Origin of the sequence: Bacillus cereus G9842 (assembly GCF_000021305.1) — a bacterium.
GTDB lineage: Bacteria > Bacillota > Bacilli > Bacillales > Bacillaceae_G > Bacillus_A > Bacillus_A thuringiensis_S.
In genome coordinates this window covers 2,802,784-2,822,917 of the sequence record NC_011772.1, presented here as the reverse complement: position 1 = coordinate 2,822,917, position 20,134 = coordinate 2,802,784, and the positions used below count along the sequence as shown (strand labels likewise).

The window sequence follows — 20,134 nt, the reverse complement described above, 5'->3', positions numbered from 1 at the left end:
CATGAAGAGAATTGTAATAATTATATGAATCGTATATGTAAATAACAATAGAAAGAAGATGATAAAATGAGTAAGGAAGAGCTTGTGAAAAAACAGTTTGGTAGTAATGCCGATAAGTATGTGAATAGTAAAATACATGCTAAAGGACAGGACTTACAATATGTAGTTCAACAAGTTGCGTCTCGCCATAATAATCGTCTTCTTGATGTTGCTACTGGTGGCGGACATGTTGCGAATATGTTAGCACCTATGTTTGAAGAAGTAGTTGCACTTGATTTAACAGAACAGATGTTAGAAGAAGCAAAAGGTTTTATAAAGCAGAATGGTCATGGAAATGTGTCTTTTGTAGTAGGAAACGCAGAGGATTTACCATTTGCAGACCATTTTTTTGATACAATTACATGCCGGATTGCAGCCCATCATTTTACGAATCCGGCTCAATTTATTTTTGAAGTAAATCGTACGTTGGAGAATAATGGATTATTCATCTTAATAGATAATGTTTCGCCAGAAAATAATGAATATGATACATTTTATAATTTTATAGAAAAAAAGCGGGACCCAAGTCATGAACGAGCTCTAAAAAAGACAGAATGGCTTACTTTATTAGAAAAAAACGGTTTGCAAATGCAGTCATGTCTTACTTTTGATAAGAAGTTTGATTTTGACTGGTGGTGTAATATGATGAATGTCCCTGTACAAAAGCGTGAAAAATTAACAGAATGTATGATGAAAGCGCCAAACGAAATGAAGGGATATTTTAATATTCAATTTAAAAATAATAAAGTAGATTCATTCTATACTGAAATGGCTATGTTTATATGTAAAAAAAGTACAACATTAAAAAGATAAATGTGTTGCAGTCTTTCTGAAGTACGATATACTTAGTACAGAGAAACTGAGAATTGAGGAATAGTTATAATGATTCGTGTACGCATTGAAGGTACTGAGGAAGAAATGCTTGAATTTATGGGGAAAATGCCGGACATTCCTGGATTTGAAAAGACACATATGAGAGAGCCGAGAAAAGGAAATAACCCGAAATACGATTCGAGTAAAAATGTACTAGCATATTTGTCTTATAAAAAGATTGAAGTCGCCAATAAATAGGCGGCTTTTTTAGTTTGCGCTGTTTCACCGCCTTGTCTTTTTCACATAATAATAATAGTAGATTATGCTGAAGAGGGGTGAGAATAGTTAATAAGAAAATCATCTTTTTTGGAGACTTTGGTATTGATGACGCCGTAGCGTTAATTTATGCAAATAAAACATGTAAATTAGATATTCTAGGTATTGTTGCAGAGTACGGGAATGTATCACGAGAAATCGTTACGGAAAATGTTTATTTTTTAGAAAGGTACTATGCTACACATGTAAAAATTATTGAAGGTGCGAGTAGGCCGATGACAGCTGAAGAACCTTTGTTTTTCCCTGAAATCCATGGGGATCACGGTTTAGGTCCTATTAATCCACCTGAGATGAGAATTTGTAAACGAGAAAATTTTTGTGAATTAATCAAATTAATCGAACCTTGTCCAGAAGATATTATAATTGTGGCGACAGGAAGACTAACGACGCTTGCTACGTTATTTTTATTGTATCCCAATATAATGGATCGTATTTGTTCGTATTATATAATGGGCGGTGCTTTCCTATTTCCAGGTAATGTTACACCAGTATCTGAAGCGAATTTTTATGGTGATCCAATTGCAGCAAATATTGTTATGAAATATGCGAAAAACGCTAGTATATACCCGTTAAATGTAACACAGGGCGCGCTTATTACGCCTGAAATGGCCAATATAATAGATAAACAAGGAACTGGACAGGCGAAACTCATTAAACCAATGATTGATTTTTATTATGAGAACTTCTATAAAAAAGAATATCCGGGTATTGGTGGAAGCCCTATACACGATTTACTACCGTTTGTCTCGTTTATAAATGATAGTATTTTTGAATATAAAAAATCGGCAGTGTGGATTAGTACGACAAATGATGTGACTAGGGGCCAAAGTGTAGCTGACTTTAGAAAAATAGCTGAACCAACAAGGTTTGATGGTCGGCCGATTCAAAGAATTGCTGTTGGTTTTAACTATCCTGCTTTTAAAGAAGAGTTTATGCGAACAATATTGAAGCCAGATTGTCCTTAATGTGTTAATAATAAGTCGGATAAATCGTTAGTCCGAAAAATGGTTTATCAGTCTGTATTATTCTCAAAAGTCTTATAGTTGAGCAGCATGAATAACTTATGAAAAATGTCACATAACTAATGGTAAGCAATTGTTTCTAATTATATTTTGATTGGTTAAATATAAAGGAGGTTATTATATGATTTGGTCTTTAATCGTTGGTGGTTTATTAGGATGGTTTGCAAGCTTAATTACTGGAAGGGATGTACCAGGTGGTGTAATTGGTAATATTATTGCTGGTATTATCGGTTCTTGGATTGGTACGAAATTACTTGGTAGTTTCGGTCCTGTAATAGGCGGATTTGCAATCATTCCTGCTTTAATTGGTGCGGTTATTTTGATTTTCATTGTGAGTTTTTTACTACGAGCAATGCGGAAATGAATGTAGCAGGACTGTTTACATTTGTAAGCAGTCCTTTTTATATGTTATGCTAGTATTATACAATCAGGAGGTGTCAGCATTGAAATCATTTACAGTAAATTTCCATCAAGAAGATAATGCAAAAGCGACAACAGTACATAAATTAAGTGAAGAGGACTTCAATAAAGCAACTGAAAAAGGTACTCGTCATTTATTTGATTTAGATACAAACGTTGGCTTCTTCGTATTCTTTGATGCAGAAGATGCAGAAGGAAATGATCAATACTTAATGTTACAATATGAAGGGGATCATGAAGAACCAACTGCGTGCTACGGATTTGATTTAAAACTATATTATCAATTTTTAGCGCTATACTTAAACGATCTTGAATTCCAAGGCGAAACAGATGAGGAAGAGGAAGAATACGGTCCAATTCATCATTTAGCGCACTTACTTTATCATATTGTTGAAGATGGTAAATCAATCGAAGTATAATATACATATTTGAAGCTGTCCTTTTGGGGCAGCTTTTTTATATGACATTGAATTGGTGTATTATTAGTTGAACCAATAAGGCTTTTACGGGCAGCCCTGCCCATCTAACTTCTTTGCTTCTGCTGAATTTTGAGGTGGAGATTTTACTGCCCGGCAAATAGCAGGATAAATTCATAATAGAAATTTATTTATTACTTTCATGTTAGCATCGTAAAACACCTGTTATAATGATTGTAATTAAATTCATGGAGGCTAATTCTATGCTTGTAGATGTAAAAGCTTTTATTAAAGCTGCAGGTTTAACATGTATTTCATCATTAAGTGGAGATAACACGTTTGTTTATAATTTTGAAACTGTAAAAAACACTATCGCTACACTTTTTAAGAAGCTAAGATTTACCATTTAATTTCATTTCAACCAGTAGGAAAAGAGTAATCACTTCCTACTGGTTTTTTTTCTGTTTGAAGGAGCTGTTGTGACAACATGTTTTAAGTGATAGATAGAGGATATTGTCATTGAGAAGAGAAGGGTTAAATAAGGAGATGAAAATGGTTTCGTTTATCAGGAGGTAGTTACTTCGGATATAACAGACTTGGTTACTTTTTAGAAACAGCTTTTGTAATATATTTTGTACAAGCTTTTTGAGAGAGTGAAGTACTGACTTTTTGGAACAAACATAATTTGAAAAGTAGTGTAATGGGTTGGTTAACGAAATAAATAAGATGCAATAGGGGGTAAAAATGATGAAAATATATTTAAAAATAGTTATGTTATTTTTGGTGTTTACATGTATGTTTGCGCTAGCCGCATGTAAAGAGACAGACGAAAAAAACGAAACAAATCCAACTTTGGAAAATAATAAAAATAAACAAAGTAATTCTTCAGAAGAACAGAAAAATCTTGAAACAAAACCAAGTAATGAAAAAACAACAAAACCATCAACTGAGCCAGATTCGAAAAATAGAACATTTAATCAAAAATCAATTAACCACATTAAAGATTTGTTTGAATTAGCAAAAGAAGGAAAAGTACCTAATGTACCATTTGGAGCCCATACAGGGGATATTGAAGAAATAGAAAAAGCATGGGGGAAAGCGAATAAAACCGAACAAGCAGGGAACGGAATGTACGCAACTTTTACAAATAAAAATGTTGTTTTTGGATTTAATAAAGGGTCACAAGTTTTTGATGTACGCTCATATCATGCAGAACTAAAATCGATTACATTACAAGAAATTGAAAAAGTGTTAGGAAAACCATCTTCAGTTAAAGGGAATGGTGGAGACAAAATATATGTATACAAAGTAAATAACCAGTATGAGTTAAAATTTGTCATTCCAAAATCGACTGGTAATGTAGATCATATTTCCGTGTTTTCACCAGAGGATAGTATTAATAAAATGGCAGGATAAGAAATTAAGTGATTTCAAAAACACCTCGCTCTTTAAGTGAGGTGTTTTAGTTGTAAACAAGGAACGTCTCATTTCATATGCGAAATACTTCACTTTTGTTTTTTAGCATGCATCCAATAAGAAATGTTGATCTACTGAAAAAGTAGTAACTTATAAATTATGTGTAGGCTGGTTTGCGATTTTTTTTCGTTCCAAATTTTGAACAAATAACGCTTGTACAATACCTCCAACTAATAAGAAACTAGCGCAAATATAAAACAGCATACTTCCATTTAACTTACTTAATAAAACTGCACCAATAACTGGTCCACACGTTCGAGATATATCCCAGTGTATACCGTAAATTGAAAAATATAAACCACGTTTATCATGAGGTGCAATTTCTGAAACGAATCGTAATAAATGGTTTAGAGCAATACTTTCTCCAATGACTAAAAAGAGTAAGGTGAAGAATAACGACAATATCGTCGTTGAATAACTAAAGCCAACTGCAGCTATTGTATAGCAGGCGTAAGAAATAAGAATGATTTTCGCCATAGAAAATCGTTCAGACCATTTTACGAGGAAGATTTGTAGAATGATTTCCAAAATGGCTTTACATGTTGAAATAAATGCGAGTATGAATACGAGATTAAGAAATACATGTTCTGCGAAAATACGATAATTCGTCTCAGTTTGTGCATAAAAAAAGCTAATAGGAAGTGTAGAAACCATAAGACCGAATATGGCGTAATGTTTAAAAATAAATTGCTTTGGTGAACTTGCCTCAACTGTTTGTTTTGACATACTTATTGGTGGAACGGTTTCTGGGAGCTGGGTCCAAACAACAACGGCATATATCGTAAGGGTTACACTTTGCACGATAAATAAATATTCTGGGTGAGTATTATAAAAACTTGCACCGATTAAAGGGCCGACTACGGATCCAATTGCTCCCATCGTTTGTAGGAGAGCAAAAATTTCTGCTTGCTGCTCTTTTTTTGTTAAATCAGCAATTTGTGCACGTTGAGCCGGAATATATAAGGAACGGCCAATGCCATTAATGACATATAACAGTGCAAATATAAAAACGGATTGAGCGAAAACGAAACTACCGATTGCAACACTTTGTAGCAATAAGCCGAGTAACATAATCTTTTTCCGGCCATATTTATCAGTAATTCCTCCAGCAATAAGTGTAAATAAAATGTCTGAAAGTGGCTGTAATCCGAAAATCAGCATAGTTATTATTACATTGCCGTTTAACATTTTATTGACGTAAATAATCATAATGATAGCTAACATAGATTCAGTCGTTCTGGTTAATAATTCACCACACAGTCTAATAAAAATAGGTTTATTGTAACGAAGTAAGAGATAATTCAATATTAATTCCTCCTTTCTATATTGAAATGATAAGATGAAAGAAGAATTGGAAAAAGTGTAGAAACAATAGGGAGTATTTTTCACCTTTTAGGGGGATTATGATGTTTATTTTAGATCAATACATTGAACTATGGAGTGCTTATGGAAAAGGGGAAAAAGAGGGAGAACAATTGGAAGTAACAGTGCAAAATATATCTGAAACATTATTTTGTACAGAGCGTAATAGTAAATTAATTATAAAAAAATTAGATGAGTTAAATTGGATCAAGTGGTTTCCAGGTCGCGGCAGAGGAAATCGTTCTAAGTTAATATTTCAAAAGGACCCGATATCTTTAATTTTAGATAGAGGAAAAGAAATAACGAAAAAAGGGGATGTGAAAAGCGGGAGCATATTTGTGGAACGCTATAGCTCACATTTTCCATTAGTAAAGGAAGAATATCACTCCTGGGTGGATTCAATATTTGGTCATAAGATTGAAATGACATCTGAAGGGAGAAGAGATGTACTCCGGTTGCAAGTACAAATGAATTTAGATATCACATTAGATCCTGTATACGCTACAATGCGTTCAGAATGCCATATGGTAAAACATATATTCGATACACTCGTGTATGTAGACGGTAATACAAACATTATAGAGCCAAGACTTGCATTTCACTGGGAATATAATGATGCTGAAAAAATATGGACGTTTTATTTACGAAAAGGAGTTCACTTTCATAATGGAAAACAACTTACTGCACATGATGTTATATACTCATTGAATCGATTTATGAAGCTGGAAAATAATGCACACGCATGGATGTTACAACACGTTGAAAGTATTCGTTCAGTGGATGACTACGTTGTCGAAATTCAATTACATACGGAAAATCGAATGTTTTTACATATGCTAAGTGCAGAACAGTGTTCTATCGTGAATAAAGATGAAGCAGGAGAGCTAATTGGAACAGGGCCTTTTCAATTATATAAAAGTAATGAAAATTTGTTCATTTTAGAAGGTCATCCTTTATATTTTCGTGAAAGACCTTTTTTAGATCGTGTTGAGTTGTGGAATGTAGAACAAGGTGTAAGTACATACGATGTTTTAGTAAAGGCGCAGTATAAAGATAAAGAAAAACATAATAAAGAATTGTCTCGGCTTGAGTCGAACGTGACATATATAACATGTAATCATACGAAAGAAGGACCAATGCAAGATGAGTTATTTCGGAAAGCATTATATAAAATCATTCATGGTTATACAATCGTTCAAGAACTCGGCGGAGAACGTGGAGAAGTGGCACAGAAACTAATATTAGCAGGTGAAAGCATTGTAGAGATTGAGGAAGATGTAGAAAGTTTAATTAAAAGGAGTACTTATCATAATGAAGTGCTACAACTCTACACATTTACAGGACGAGATCATGTTGAAGATGCACAATGGATACAAAAAGAGTGTGTGAAGTACGGGATTCGTGTAGAAAATAATTTTCTTGACATAGAAGAGCTATTGGAAGTAAGTACGATACAAAAGGCCGATATGATGCATGATAGTGCCACAATAAGTGAACGAATAGAAGATAGTCTATTATATATGTTTCTTACAAAAAATAGTTTTATTCATGGACAAAGCAGCATGGACTTTCATGAAAAGTTGTCTCCTTATTTTAAACAAGAAGAATTAGAGAAAAGAGTTACACTGTTACGCGATATTGAGGATACTTTGTTACGTCAAATTCATATTATTCCTTTATATCGTAATAAACAAGAGGTAAGTACACATGAAAAAGTCCAAAATATAATGATTAATTCACAAGGTTGGATTGATTTTTATAATATTTGGTTTAAATCTTGATATATAAGGGCTTTTGCGCATTTTCATAAGATGTGTAAGAGCCTTTTTTTGTATGTGGGAATAGGTTTGTTTTACACATTGTTACCCTACTTGTGATAAAAGTCTATTTACAGCGTAACAGTGTTATGTTACATTGTTATCAGGAAGGGGTGTTATACAGTTGAGTACAGATTTAATTTCAAAAAAAGATTTATTAGAACTAACTGGTATTTCATACGGACAGTTATATAGGTGGAAGAGAAAAAATTTAATACCGGAAGATTGGTTTGTACGAAAGTCAACATTCACGGGTCAAGAGACATTTTTTCCGAAAGAAAAGATATTAGAGCGCATCGATAAGATCCAAACGATGAAAGAGGATTTATCACTTGATGAACTAGCGAATATGTTTTCACCGAGTGTGAGAGAAATTCTTTTAACAAAGGAAGACATTTTACGTAAGGAGATTGCATCAGAACCAGTTTTACAATTTTTCATAGAACAAACGAATAAAACAGCAGAGTTTCAATTTGTAGATATTCTTTATGTGTACATGTTAGAAGAATTACTACAATCGGGAGAGATTAGTTTAGAAGAAGGAAAAATGGTCTTGCAAGTTTTACGTGAAAATTATGAAACAATTAAACATAAAACTTGTGATTTAATCGTTGTCCGAAAATTAGGGATTTCTACATGTTTATTAGTTTCAAACGTGGACGATTTAATTTTTGAAAAAGGCACTAAAATCGTTTTACGCGAAGCGATTATGAAATATACCGAAGCATTAAAAACTAAATTGTTGTAGTGGAGGAGAAAGTATGCGTACAGATAATTTGATTATAAATGGTTACGGTTCATCCAATGGCGGCGAGTTTCATAAAGTACAATTAAACGGAAAAGGAACTGTGAATGGAAATGTTGAATGTGAGCAATTTGAATGTAACGGTTACGGTGCAGTTACTGGCGATTTGAAAAGTAGCAGTGCACGAATTAGCGGATCTGGTAAAGTCGATGGCACAGTTCATGCTGAAACGATGCGAATTGATGGGAAAGCAACAATTACGCAAGATGTAAAGGCAAACAGTTTGAAAATTGCAGGAAAAGGTACGATAGGTGGAAATGTCACTGGTGAAGAATTTAAGGTCAATGGTCAAGCTACAATTGACGGTAATTGTGAAGTGGATACTTTTTCTTCAGAAGGACAATTTACAATTGGCGGATTATTAAGCGCTGATGAAATAAATATTAATATTCACGGTACATGTCGAGCGAAAGAAATTGGTGGTCAAACGATTAAAGTAAAGCATAGACTAAGTACTTTTAGTAGGCTGTTTAAATCAGTATTTGGTATGCAATTAGAGGCTGAACTATTAGAAGGTGACAATATCGATATTGATTATGCTCACATAAGAACGGTAAGAGGAAATAATGTTACGGTAGGACCGAACTGTGAGATTGAACTAATCGAATATACGGGTGTTCTTACTGTTGATAAAAGCGCAAATGTAAAAGAAATTAAGCAGATTTAATGGAAGGGAGAAAATGATATGGAACATCAACACAGTCTTACTGTTAATGGTTCTGGTAGTTCAGCGGGCGGAGATTATAATAAAGTAAAGATTCGCGGTGAAGGAACGATTTCTAATGATATGAGCTGTAATGAATTTAAAACGTACGGCACGAGTGAAGTGTGCGGTAATATGAAAGTGAAAAGTTATGTCGTGTATGGAGATAGTGAAGTACAAGGAAATGTAGATGCGGAATCTGTAAAAGTATACGGAAATACACAAATGCATAGTGATGCTCATATTGAAAAAATAAAAGTAAGAGGTATGATAGAAGTTAAGGGGAAATTAACTGGTGATTTCGTAGATGTGAAAGGCGCTTTAAATGTAAAAGGAGATATTGAAGTTGAAGAACTATCACTAACTGGTGGCCTTGAAAGTGATGGATTACTTAATGCTGAAAATATTGAAATTTCACTTCGTTATGAAGGTAGCAAAGTAAGAGAAATTGGCGGTCAGAAGATTACCGTTCGTAAAAAAGCGAGATTTATTCCATTTACCAATCATGCTGGAAGCCTCCAAACGTCTATCATTGAAGGAGATGATATCTATTTAGAACATACGATTGCTGAAGTTGTAAGAGGAAACAACGTTACAATTGGTCCTGGATGTGAAATTAGTATTGTAGAATATCATACTAGTTTTAACCAAAAAAGTAATGCAGTCGTAAAAGAACATAAACAAATATAAGTAGTATGAGGGAGAGCAAGGTTATGGTTGAGAAGAATAATAAGCTCGGCTTTGTTGTAGCGGGCTTATTGCTAGGTATTTTAATGGCATCAATGGATAATACCATTGTCGTTACAGCGATGGGAACAATCGTTGGTGATTTAGGAGGCCTTGAAAACTTTGTATGGGTCGTTTCTGCCTATATGGTCGCAGAAATGGCAGGTATGCCGATATTCGGAAAACTATCAGATATGTATGGTAGAAAGAGGTTCTTTATTTTCGGTTTAATCGTCTTTATGATTGGTTCGGCACTTTGTGGTACTGCTGAAAATATTACACAGTTAGGGATTTATCGTGCCATTCAAGGTATTGGCGGCGGGGCATTAGTGCCGATCGCGTTTACTATCGTTTTTGATATTTTCCCTCCTGAAAAGCGTGGGAAAATGGGTGGTTTATTCGGAGCAGTATTTGGTTTATCAAGTATTTTTGGTCCGTTGCTTGGTGCGTATATTACAGATTACATAAGCTGGCACTGGGTATTTTATATTAACTTACCGCTTGGCGTTTTAGCACTTATTTTTATTACATTCTTTTATAAAGAGTCAAGAGTTCATAGAAAGCAAAAAATTGATTGGTTTGGCGCAATTACTTTAGTTGGAGCAGTAGTTTCTTTAATGTTTGCGCTTGAACTTGGCGGACAAAAGTATGATTGGGATTCTAACTTTATTTTAAGTTTATTTGGTGGATTCGCTATTTTAATTATTGCATTCATTTTTATTGAACGTAAAGTAGAAGAACCGATCATTTCATTTGAGATGTTTAAACAACGTTTGTTCGGAATGAGTACAATTATTGCTTTATGTTACGGAGCTGCGTTTATGTCAGCAACTGTATACATTCCATTATTCATTCAAGGTGTATACGGTGGCACTGCAACAAACTCGGGATTATTACTTTTACCAATGATGTTAGGCTCAGTCGTAACAGCGCAGTTAGGTGGGTTTTTAACGACAAAGCTTAGCTACCGAAACATTATGATCATTTCTGCGGTTATTATGCTAATTGGACTATTTTTATTAAGCACATTAACGCCAGAAACAAGTCGTGTATTATTAACAGTGTATATGATTATTATCGGATTTGGAGTCGGCTTCTCATTCTCTGTACTAAGTATGGCAGCTATTCACAACTTCGGTATGGAACAGCGCGGATCTGCGACTTCGACGAGTAATTTCATTCGTTCATTAGGTATGACACTTGGTATTACAATCTTCGGAATGATCCAAAGAACAGGTTTCCAAGATCAATTAGAAGAAGTATTTAAAGGCATGAGCGGGGGAATGAATACAAACACATTAGGGGATTCAAGAGCCATTTTATCAGAATCGGCAAGATCTCAAATCCCTCCGCAAATATTAGATAAGGTTATTGATGCTCTTTCTAGTTCAATTGTTCAAACATTCATGTGGGTATTGGTACCAGCTGGATTAGCATTCATATTCATTTTCTTTATGGGAAATGAGCGCATGGTAATTAAGAAAGAAAGAACAAACAAATAAAAAAAGTGAAACATCAAAAGCGTAATGAAAAAGCTCCTTTCCAATTGGAAAGGAGCTTTTTCGTATGTATGGTGTTAGATTAGCCTTCAATAATTTCGTATTCTTCGTCTGCAAGTAATAAAATTTGTGTTTTCTTACCTTTGTTTTGAACTTCAATTACATCGTATGCACCTAAGTCTCTTACTTTGCTTTGAGAAGCGTTAACCATAACTTCCATAGAATCGATTAAGATATCTTCTTCAATGTATGATTCAGGCAATGCCATATCTTCAGTTTCTAATACACATGCATATAGATTTTGTAAGTTTTCAGCAGTTGGGTTTTGTTCCTCAACATCAATGATGTTTTTTACTGCTTCCATATTTTCTTCTTTTACTTGGTATACTTTAATTTTAGCCATTGTTTTAATCTCCTTTATAACGTAATCGTAGAGGCTACACTTCATTATAACGTTTTTTTCATGAAAGATGAAATTGTTATATGTATTTATAGTAAAAATTATGTGTTATTACTCATTATTGGTGTAATTCCCGTACTAATATTATGAATAGATAACGATATTCCTACGTTAAAGTTATATTGTCCAAGCTTTTTTGTTTTCCTTTCATATATATGTATTAGCTATTCTATATAGAGAAGGGATGGAGTGTAAGTGGATTGTGAGCCGAAACGTGATTGTGGGTGTTGCCAAAATAGTATATGTGAATTTTTACAAAGTCTAGAACCGTATACTAAAGTTGAAAGTATTGTAATAGTAGGAAACGAAATCGTTGTATCTTATTTTCTTTCATTTAATGCGATGAAAGGGATTGTATCATTCGTACAAGAAGACAGTGAGGTTATTTTTGTAGATTGCTCAAAAATTGATGTAATCCGAATAGGAAAAGTTTGTAGTTGCAAATCGAAAGTTAAATATATTGAAGAGGACTTTAGCTTGCTAGGAAATGTGTGCCCGCAATGTTTAACAGAGGGGAGTACAATCTTTTTTGATTTTCATAATCCAGAATTAAATTTATCTTTACAAGCGAAAACAATTGATGCACCTATATGTACTGAATTTACAGATGAACTTGGGAATGTAGTAAAGCAATTTGCAATTGTAGGTGAAGCGATTGTTTCTAAGGATTTTGTTCAAGTACCTGAACTGTTAGATTTTCGATTAGTTTTATCGGATACTGCTGCGAACCCTTTGAAGTTTGGAATGCTGTTCATTAATTTTCCTGATATTACATTCGTTATTCTTTTCGCATCTAGTGGATACTTAAACATTTCAAATTGTTTAAAGGTAGAGAGTGGAACTGGTAATATCGAAATAGAAGAGCTGAAAAAAATGATAAAGGATGACGTTAACACGTACAAGTCAGTTGTTAAATTGACTAAAGTATATAAAAATGGTGAAATGGAATCTTTTATTTCTAAGAAGGAGTTATAACGCATTTTTTGATAAATCCTCATACATTATGTTGAGGGTTTATACATACACGATGTATATTCTAAAGTTTAAAAAGTGAGATACTCTTTTTTTATTAGATGTTATAATAATTTTATATTTGTGAATGATTTATAATTATATAAAAATTTAGTTTAATAGGTGTTTTCTTATATGGTAAATGGTTGATTGAAAAATTATATAAGTTTATTCTAAAAGATTTAGAATAAGATTGATTTTATAGAAGGCGGGAATGTAAATGATACATGAAGCGAATATACATACAAGAAAAAAACTAGTTTCTATGTTTGATGATTTCAATAACGTTATTTTACTTTCTTATTTACAAGGGCATATGGGGACTGCTTGGGTAAATGATCTTGAAAATCCAACAGTAGCACAAGTTACGGTAGGAATTTTCACATTTTACGCTGGAGACCCAAATGTGCAAGAAACAGAAGAGTTATTACGTAACATTCCTGAAAGAATTTTAGTTATCGTAAATAGTGAAGAGTGGAAACAACGCTTAGAAACATTCCATGAAAGAAAAATAGATAAGTTTTTACGCTATAAGTTCAAACGAAATTCAGAAGGTTTTAATCGTTCAAAATTACAGTCTTTTATATCAATACTTCCAAAAGGATATGAGTTAAAAAGAATAGATGAGCATATCGCAAATAGCCCTACATTACATAAAATCTCTGAAGATTTTATAAGTCAATTTCAGTCGGTAGAAGATTATATAAACCGTGGTATAGGTTATAGCATTTTATATAACGGAGAAGTTGTATGTGGTGCATCCTCGTATAGTATTTATAATGATGGAATTGAAATTGAAGTTGCGACTGATCACAATCATAGAAGAAAAGGCTTGGCAACTGTAGTTAGTGCAGCTCTTATATTGGATTGCTTAGAAAATGGAAAGTATCCAAACTGGGACGCAGCGAATACTACATCTGCTAACCTAGCAGAAAAGTTAGGATATGTTTTTGATAAAGCGTATGATACTTATTTTGTGGATAATAGATGAGTGAAGGAAATTACATACTAAAAAATAAATACGCCCTAGTACGTAAGTCTAGGGCGCATTTATTAGTTGGTAAATATCTTCATAACAATCTTATCACATTTTATCTTTTGAATGTTTGGAATTAAAGATATTTATGTGACTTTTTGAAAAAATAAAAGAGCAGCTAGCAAAAGCTAACTGCTCCTCTCCAAGGGAGAATGGAGAAATACAATCATGTTACCTATAGTATTGACGGAACATTGAGTTTTAATCAGCCATTTATAAAAGGAGAGATAAAATATCTTTGATTAATCCTTAGGCTCCGATTAGGAGTAGTGATAGAAAAACGATTGAGAATATACTTTTTATTATATTTACAATTTAAATAGTAGAACGTGTTTATCGTAGTTCTCCAAACACCAATTATATTTTTTTAGAATAATTGGATGGACTGCTTCTTTCGTAGTATCGACTTCAGTATAGCCATATTTCTTATAAAAGTTTTCTAATTCCTCAAAAGGAAGACAATATACATCTTGTATTTGTGATTTTTTTACAGTTTCTACTAAAAATGAAACAAGCTCACCAGCTAATTGTAGCCCTCTAAATTTAGGGAGAATAAAAATCCCGCCCATTTCTATAGTATCTGCATCTATTTGGACTAATCGTCCAACACCTGCATACTCGTTGTTATATGTAATAATTGCAACTTTATCTCTCTTTAAATCACTTCGTACAAATCCTATTGATTCATATTGACTATTAATCCATTTTAAATCGTTAGATGTAGCTAGTTGAATACTCATATACATGCTCCTTCCGAATACTAGCGCTCTCTTCATTATATAGAACATAAGATACTATATCAAAGGAACCTTGAGATAGCACATTTGTTTAAGTTATTAGTTAAAAGTGTGGGGTTGCTGGCATTGAAATGTAGGCTTCACCAAATATAGGATAATAATGTTGTGAATTTAGTGTTACATAGTCAAAATAAAAAATAGTTCATGTGTTCGATAACGCACGATTTTTTTAGTGTAGAGAAAATCATAGGGATATTTTAATTAGTAGCTACTGTATTCATTGAAGCTATTAAGGAAATGTGGTAATCGCCAGCCTTAGTGATACAAATCATATTAGGATTTAGTAAAAAAACTCTTCCTGAAAAAGAGGGAGATTAAAGATAAGAGCACTTCGAAAAGTGCCCTTCAGTAACGACTACTCATTCTAAAAATATTATATGAAGTTAAGTGTATTTAAGTATGGGTCTTTTATATAAATGTGAAATAAAAGATGGTTGTCTTCTTGTTAGAAGGCTATTTTTTGTTATTACAAAAAAGAATTAGAAGTAAAATATAAATTCAAGTTACTTGTCCAAACAAATTATTAAAAAATACATAAAATGCTAGTAGTTAGCCAATATTTTAATATTGCTAATTTTTTAGTTTAAAAGGGGTGATTTTATGTGTGATTGTGAAGTTTGTAGACGAAAGAAAAACCGGGATCCATTAAATCGGGATTCTGAACGAAAAAAAGTGGATTCTGAGCCAATAAAAAAGGATTGTGAACCAAAAAAACAGGTTTCTGAGCCAATAAATCAGGATTCCGAATCAGTAAATTCTTATTCATATAGTAAAAATGCAAATTTTTTAGAAGAAGCTATACAAACAGATGAAATCGATCAAGTTTCTGAGGAATATATTGAAATAGTAGATTCAGCAGATGTACAAGTTACTACTACAGATACAAAAGCTGCGCTATCCATCCAAGCTGCGTTACAAGCAGCTATTGTGGTTGTAGTAAGTATTTCTATAGCAGATAGTGAAAAGGCAGATAAAATAACACAAGAATTGTTTCAAAAATCATCTATTAAACAAATTAATAGACAAAAAACATTTATTAAAAATTCCAGAAACGTAACCGTAACAACTACTGATACAGATATTGCAGTGAATATTCAAATTCTCCTTCAAATTTTATTAGCGTTACTAGTTAAACTAAACATTTTATAAAGTGTCTATCCCATTTATATTTAGCTATAATGGTTCACTCAAAGTAAATATTTTTTTGTTGTAATATGTGGTACAAGCTTGGACTTCTTATTATGACTAAATTAAAATTCAAGATTGATGGGAAGGTAAGTGGGGATAACTATACAATAGCAAAGGTGAACTTATTATTTAACAGTAATTAAAACTTATATATGTTAAGTAACGGGAGGCTGTCTTCGCATTAGAAGACAGCCTTTTGATTTTATTAGTAAAAAGAAGGGAAAATAGAAGATTAAGTTACTTGTCCAAGCAATTGTTATTTAAATACATATAATGCTGGTAGTTATTTGAAATTTTTATAGAAAACTGATAGGAGTGAACATTGTAAATGGATGATTTAAATAAATTTTCTTCCTTTAAGTTTGATAAAGGTCAAAAGAATATAATTATAGACCTTTTACTCTCAGATATTTTTAATAGGCATGGGATAAATGAAGAAAAACTAAAAAATTTATCGCCAGAAAAAAAGCAGCAAATTAAAAGTATTATTTCTGAAATACAATCACAGGTTAATAATTATTTAGATTGAAAGGGGGTGAACTTATGGAAAAAACATGTCATTCAGATGGAAATAAAAAGTGGAGTGCATTAGATTCTTCAAATCCTCATCCGTCTTTTAAAAATGCTAGCGTTTCAGAAGCAGCTGCGCAAGAAAGTAAAACTTATCAAATTTCTGAAGAATCTATTACAATAGTTGATTCAGCAGATGTAGAAGTTACTACTACTGATACAAAAGCTGCGTTATCTATTCAAGCAGCTTTACAAGCAGCTATTGTGGTTATAATAAGTATTTCTATAGCAGATAGTGAAAAAGCTGATCGTGTAGCACAAGAATTGTTTCAAAAATCATCTATTAAACAAATTAATAAACAAGAAACTGTTATTAGAAATTCTAGAAATGTTACAGTTACGACTACGGATACAGACATAGCAGTAAATGTTCAAATTCTTCTCCAAATTTTATTAGCTTTACTAGTAAAATTAAATATTTTATAAAATGTTTAACCTGTTTTTTTATATAGTGATTCTTACAGGTGAATATAGTACAGGCTATAAATATTAATCATTAACATCGCCAAAATAATAATGAGAACAATGTGATGGGAAATAAAGTTTGGTTGTTTTATGGAAATTTAAAAGCCATTTCCTTTATTGGATGTGGCTTTTAAATTTTAAACAGTATAAATTTTAAACAGTATAAATTTTAAAAGATTATATTAAGATAAAGAATTAAAATATGATGATACAAAATACTTATAAAATTATTCGTGTTATTGAAAAATGATAAGAAAAAGGTGTTTAAAATAGAACCATTTTCATTAATAGTTCAAGTTTTGAAGAATAGTGCATACAATATAAAGTGTTTTCCTTTCTTCATTTAAGTTTTACGTATATAATTTAAAAGTACTATTTTTATTTTATTATTTTATATTTATAACAGAATAGAGGTTTAAAAATGGGTGTTAAAATCATTACGGATAGTGCGGCGGATTTACCAGTAGAATTGCTGCAAGCATATGATATTGATTTAATTCCACTCCGTGTATATGATGAAGTAGAAACAGAGTATTTAGATGGAGTAACATTAGAGTCAGTTACATTACTGCAAAAAATGAGAGAAGGCGCTGTTTATAAAACGTCATTGCCTTCACTTGAAACTTTCCAAGAAAAATTTGTTTCTTATGCAAAAGAAGGTAATCCTTGTATATATTTAGCTTTTTCATCTGAACTGTCTGGTACATATCAATCATCAGTTGTCATTAAAGAGGAAGTAAAAGAAACATATGCAGATTTAGATTTAGAAATTATTGATACGAAATGTGCTTCGCTTGGTCAAGGGCTTGTCGTATTAGAAGCTGCTAAAATGGCAAAAAACGGCGCATCAAAAGAAGACATATTAAACCGTGTCGCTTTTCTAATGAACCATATGGAACATATCTTCACTGTAGCTGACTTACAGTACCTTGTTAGAGGCGGGCGCTTAAGTAAAGTAGCAGGATTTATCGGTGGTTTATTAAACATTAAGCCGATTTTGAACGTGGAAGAAGGAAAACTTGTCCCACTTGAAAAAGTACGAGGGAAAAAGAAAGTATTAAGCCGTATTGTTGATATTATGGAAGAACGTGGAAAATACCTTAAAGGTCAAACAATCGCTATGACTCACGGTGACGACTTAGAAACAGCTGAAGCGTTAAAAGCATTAATTACTGAAAGATTTGGCTGTGAAGTATTTATCGTAAATACAATTGGTGCAGCAATCGGTGCACATACAGGTCCTGGCGTTATAACGTTATTTTTCTTAAATGAAGTAGAGTAAAGGATTGATCTTTTGATCAATCCTTTTTTATTTTTTAATCTGTGATAATCGGTCGATATGGTATGGATGAAGATGAAACCTTTGAAGTTAGCCTATATCAAATGCAATCCTGTAGAGGGAGTATTTTTTATATGTGAAATGATACTTTATGGTAGAAGAAAAGATATAAATAAGAATGCATTTATAGGAATCTGAATATTTAAGGATATCGAAATTTTTTTATTTCATATATAATTGTGTAGGAAGAAATATCTGTAACTATTTGTAAAAATAGGAGGCGGCTATAAAAATGCAAGAAATTGCTAGATGGGATTTAAATCGATTGTATTTGAATGAGGATATTCTATTTCCGATTTTAGAGTTGAAAGAGCAATATTTTGTAACAAAAGATGTAGAGGTTCTTTCAAAGCTTATACAAGCTATTGAAAAAGCAGAATACTATTTGTATTGTCAATGGGTTGAAGAAAGTGTTTCATCTGACCTTACTAAATTGAATGTGAAAGTGAAGGAACTAAAAAGTGAAGTACAGCAAATAATAAAACATAGTGAAGTAGAAACTTCCGATAATATTAATATTAAGTTTATAAAAAATGAACTTAGTGCGTGGGAAGATATGTACATACAATTACGGGATAGGATAGAAATAGAGCACAATAATAAACAATTATCCTTTGGACAAGCAAATAATATTGCAATGAATAGTGAAAATGAAAAGGAAAGATTAGAAGTATTCGAGTTACTTACAAGTACTTTACATAAGGAAAAAGAAATCTTTGCTACTGTATTAAATCAAATAGGGAGATTGCGTAATGCAAAGAGTAATGAAATAGAAGATAGAGAGATTTTAACACAATCTTTTCATGCGAATGGCATTTCAGAAGCTGTATTATTCCAAATGTGGAATGCGACAGAAGAAAACCTTGATAAATTAGTAAGTGCTTTAAACGTGTATAAGAAGGGAAAAGAGTCAATTACATGGCATGAACTTATGATAGTAAAGGAAAGTAATGAGGTTATAATTCCTTTTTCAGTAGCAGTACAAAACGTTTATGATGCATGTAAGAATATTGATGAAGAATTAGCAGAATTTGCACGTAATGCGATAGAAAGTGGATGGGTAGATGCTGAACCGAGAGAGAATAAACCACCAGGTGGGTTTTGTGCTCCATTTTTCAGTGAGAAAGAATCACGAATTTCAATGCGCTATGATGGGAGTATAGATAGTGTAAGAGTGCTCGCTCATGAATTAGGACACGCTTGGCATTTTTATAATATGAGTTTCGAACAATCTATATCTTTTTTAGATGATAATTTGCCAATGAGTACGGCTGAATCAGCATCTATTTTCTTTGAAACGGTACTCTTAAATTATCTAATTGAAACAACGGATAGTAAAGATATGAAAAAGTCATTACTTAGCTGGAAAATAAGAAATAGTTTTAATTATGTAATGGCAATACGAGCATCGTATCAGTTTGAAAAAACATTTTATGAAAAATGTAAAGAGGGTCCTTTAAGTGCTGATGAAATTGAGAAATTATCTATAATGGCACAGAAAGAAGCTTATGGAAATGCTTTAAGTGAATACCAACCGTTTGTATGGATGAAATATATTCAATTTTATATAGCAGATGTTCCTTTTTACAATTATCCATACACATTTGGATATTTAGTAAGTTTTAGTTTATTAGAAATCGCTCAAGAAAGTAAAGGTACTTTTCATTCGAAATATAAAGAGTTTTTACGAGAAACAGGAAAGGTTCCAGTAGAGGAGCTTATGAAAAAATATTTTGAAATAGATATAAGAAATTATGAATTTTGGAATAAGGCTTTTATTCAAATTTCTAAAGATATTGATGAATATTTGCAGCTTATGTAAGGGGAGAGTATA

The 20,134-nt window shown here is 32.4% G+C and carries 22 protein-coding genes and 1 pseudogene; 20 read left to right on the top strand and 3 right to left on the bottom strand.

Translation table 11 applies throughout. The features are described 5' to 3' along the window. The first annotated feature begins 66 nt into the window (after positions 1-66). The 8 genes and pseudogenes from BCG9842_RS14225 to BCG9842_RS14195 all read left to right on the top strand — a co-directional run bounded on the left by BCG9842_RS14225 (position 67) and on the right by BCG9842_RS14195 (position 4,462). Positions 67-852, top strand: coding sequence for a class I SAM-dependent methyltransferase (locus BCG9842_RS14225; protein ID WP_000031316.1), 786 nt, complete (start codon positions 67-69; stop codon positions 850-852). Between the two features lie 69 nt (positions 853-921). Next, the gene (locus BCG9842_RS14220) at positions 922-1,110 is read left to right on the top strand and encodes a DUF3970 family protein (RefSeq protein ID WP_000621885.1); all 189 of its coding nucleotides are present in this window, start codon (positions 922-924) and stop codon (positions 1,108-1,110) included. A 77-nt stretch (positions 1,111-1,187) separates the two neighbouring features. Beyond that, a complete protein-coding gene (locus BCG9842_RS14215; RefSeq protein ID WP_001223689.1) occupies positions 1,188-2,153 on the top strand; it encodes a nucleoside hydrolase in 966 nt (321 codons plus the stop codon). A 178-nt stretch (positions 2,154-2,331) separates the two neighbouring features. After that, positions 2,332-2,574 carry a GlsB/YeaQ/YmgE family stress response membrane protein gene (locus BCG9842_RS14210; RefSeq protein WP_000638310.1) on the top strand — a complete coding sequence of 81 codons (243 nt, stop codon included), beginning with the start codon at positions 2,332-2,334 and terminating at the stop codon, positions 2,572-2,574. A 79-nt stretch (positions 2,575-2,653) separates the two neighbouring features. Next, complete coding sequence (locus BCG9842_RS14205) at positions 2,654-3,049, top strand: hypothetical protein (protein WP_000834883.1); 396 nt, start codon at positions 2,654-2,656, stop codon at positions 3,047-3,049. A gap of 260 nt (positions 3,050-3,309) precedes the next feature. Beyond that, on the top strand, positions 3,310-3,456 hold the full coding sequence (locus tag BCG9842_RS14200) for a hypothetical protein (protein WP_000959552.1): 147 nt from the start codon (positions 3,310-3,312) through the stop codon (positions 3,454-3,456). 140 nt (positions 3,457-3,596) lie between these two features. Further along, positions 3,597-3,767 (top strand): annotated as a pseudogene (locus BCG9842_RS29840) (aminopeptidase); the annotation flags it as partial. Positions 3,768-3,790: 23 nt separating this feature from the next. Continuing rightward, on the top strand, positions 3,791-4,462 hold the full coding sequence (locus BCG9842_RS14195) for a YjgB family protein (RefSeq protein ID WP_015945824.1): 672 nt from the start codon (positions 3,791-3,793) through the stop codon (positions 4,460-4,462). Between the two features lie 150 nt (positions 4,463-4,612). Here BCG9842_RS14195 and BCG9842_RS14190 read toward each other — a convergent pair whose 3' ends face one another. Further along, complete coding sequence (locus BCG9842_RS14190) at positions 4,613-5,827, bottom strand: MDR family MFS transporter (RefSeq protein WP_001108447.1); 1,215 nt, start codon at positions 5,825-5,827, stop codon at positions 4,613-4,615. Between the two features lie 101 nt (positions 5,828-5,928). On the opposite strand from BCG9842_RS14190, the gene BCG9842_RS14185 reads away from it, so the two are divergent. From BCG9842_RS14185 to BCG9842_RS14165, 5 genes are all read left to right on the top strand, one after another. Beyond that, positions 5,929-7,665 carry an SgrR family transcriptional regulator gene (locus tag BCG9842_RS14185; protein ID WP_000470218.1) on the top strand — a complete coding sequence of 579 codons (1,737 nt, stop codon included), beginning with the start codon at positions 5,929-5,931 and terminating at the stop codon, positions 7,663-7,665. Between the two features lie 160 nt (positions 7,666-7,825). Further along, the gene (locus tag BCG9842_RS14180; RefSeq protein ID WP_000102243.1) at positions 7,826-8,449 is read left to right on the top strand and encodes a YhbD family protein; all 624 of its coding nucleotides are present in this window, start codon (positions 7,826-7,828) and stop codon (positions 8,447-8,449) included. Between the two features lie 13 nt (positions 8,450-8,462). Next, on the top strand, positions 8,463-9,173 hold the full coding sequence (locus tag BCG9842_RS14175; RefSeq protein WP_001258382.1) for a bactofilin family protein: 711 nt from the start codon (positions 8,463-8,465) through the stop codon (positions 9,171-9,173). An 18-nt stretch (positions 9,174-9,191) separates the two neighbouring features. Further along, a complete protein-coding gene (locus BCG9842_RS14170) occupies positions 9,192-9,899 on the top strand; it encodes a hypothetical protein (RefSeq protein WP_000401028.1) in 708 nt (235 codons plus the stop codon). A gap of 23 nt (positions 9,900-9,922) precedes the next feature. Beyond that, entirely contained in the window at positions 9,923-11,437 is a 1,515-nt protein-coding gene (locus BCG9842_RS14165) for an MDR family MFS transporter (RefSeq protein WP_000229634.1), read from the top strand. A 79-nt stretch (positions 11,438-11,516) separates the two neighbouring features. Here BCG9842_RS14165 and BCG9842_RS14160 read toward each other — a convergent pair whose 3' ends face one another. Then, the gene (locus BCG9842_RS14160; protein WP_001062742.1) at positions 11,517-11,837 is read right to left on the bottom strand and encodes a hypothetical protein; all 321 of its coding nucleotides are present in this window, start codon (positions 11,835-11,837) and stop codon (positions 11,517-11,519) included. A gap of 252 nt (positions 11,838-12,089) precedes the next feature. Between BCG9842_RS14160 and BCG9842_RS14155 the strand changes: the two genes are divergently transcribed. Beyond that, positions 12,090-12,869 (top strand): BC_2878 family exosporium-associated protein, encoded by a 780-nt coding sequence (locus tag BCG9842_RS14155; protein WP_000340384.1) that lies wholly within the window; start codon positions 12,090-12,092, stop codon positions 12,867-12,869. A 256-nt stretch (positions 12,870-13,125) separates the two neighbouring features. Then, positions 13,126-13,896, top strand: a complete 771-nt coding sequence (locus BCG9842_RS14150; RefSeq protein ID WP_000581062.1) for a GNAT family N-acetyltransferase — start codon at positions 13,126-13,128, stop codon at positions 13,894-13,896. A gap of 353 nt (positions 13,897-14,249) precedes the next feature. Here BCG9842_RS14150 and BCG9842_RS14145 read toward each other — a convergent pair whose 3' ends face one another. Next, on the bottom strand, positions 14,250-14,681 hold the full coding sequence (locus tag BCG9842_RS14145) for a GNAT family N-acetyltransferase (protein WP_000027167.1): 432 nt from the start codon (positions 14,679-14,681) through the stop codon (positions 14,250-14,252). Between the two features lie 657 nt (positions 14,682-15,338). On the opposite strand from BCG9842_RS14145, the gene BCG9842_RS14140 reads away from it, so the two are divergent. The 5 genes from BCG9842_RS14140 to BCG9842_RS14120 all read left to right on the top strand — a co-directional run bounded on the left by BCG9842_RS14140 (position 15,339) and on the right by BCG9842_RS14120 (position 20,122). After that, a complete protein-coding gene (locus tag BCG9842_RS14140) occupies positions 15,339-15,887 on the top strand; it encodes a spore coat protein (protein WP_000332789.1) in 549 nt (182 codons plus the stop codon). Between the two features lie 367 nt (positions 15,888-16,254). After that, complete coding sequence (locus BCG9842_RS14135) at positions 16,255-16,455, top strand: hypothetical protein (protein WP_000342256.1); 201 nt, start codon at positions 16,255-16,257, stop codon at positions 16,453-16,455. Between the two features lie 14 nt (positions 16,456-16,469). Beyond that, complete coding sequence (locus BCG9842_RS14130; protein WP_000415813.1) at positions 16,470-16,922, top strand: spore coat protein; 453 nt, start codon at positions 16,470-16,472, stop codon at positions 16,920-16,922. Between the two features lie 460 nt (positions 16,923-17,382). Continuing rightward, positions 17,383-18,243 carry a DegV family protein gene (locus tag BCG9842_RS14125; protein WP_000538300.1) on the top strand — a complete coding sequence of 287 codons (861 nt, stop codon included), beginning with the start codon at positions 17,383-17,385 and terminating at the stop codon, positions 18,241-18,243. A 289-nt stretch (positions 18,244-18,532) separates the two neighbouring features. Then, a complete protein-coding gene (locus BCG9842_RS14120) occupies positions 18,533-20,122 on the top strand; it encodes a M3 family metallopeptidase (protein WP_001155362.1) in 1,590 nt (529 codons plus the stop codon). The last annotated feature ends 12 nt before the right edge of the window (positions 20,123-20,134 follow it).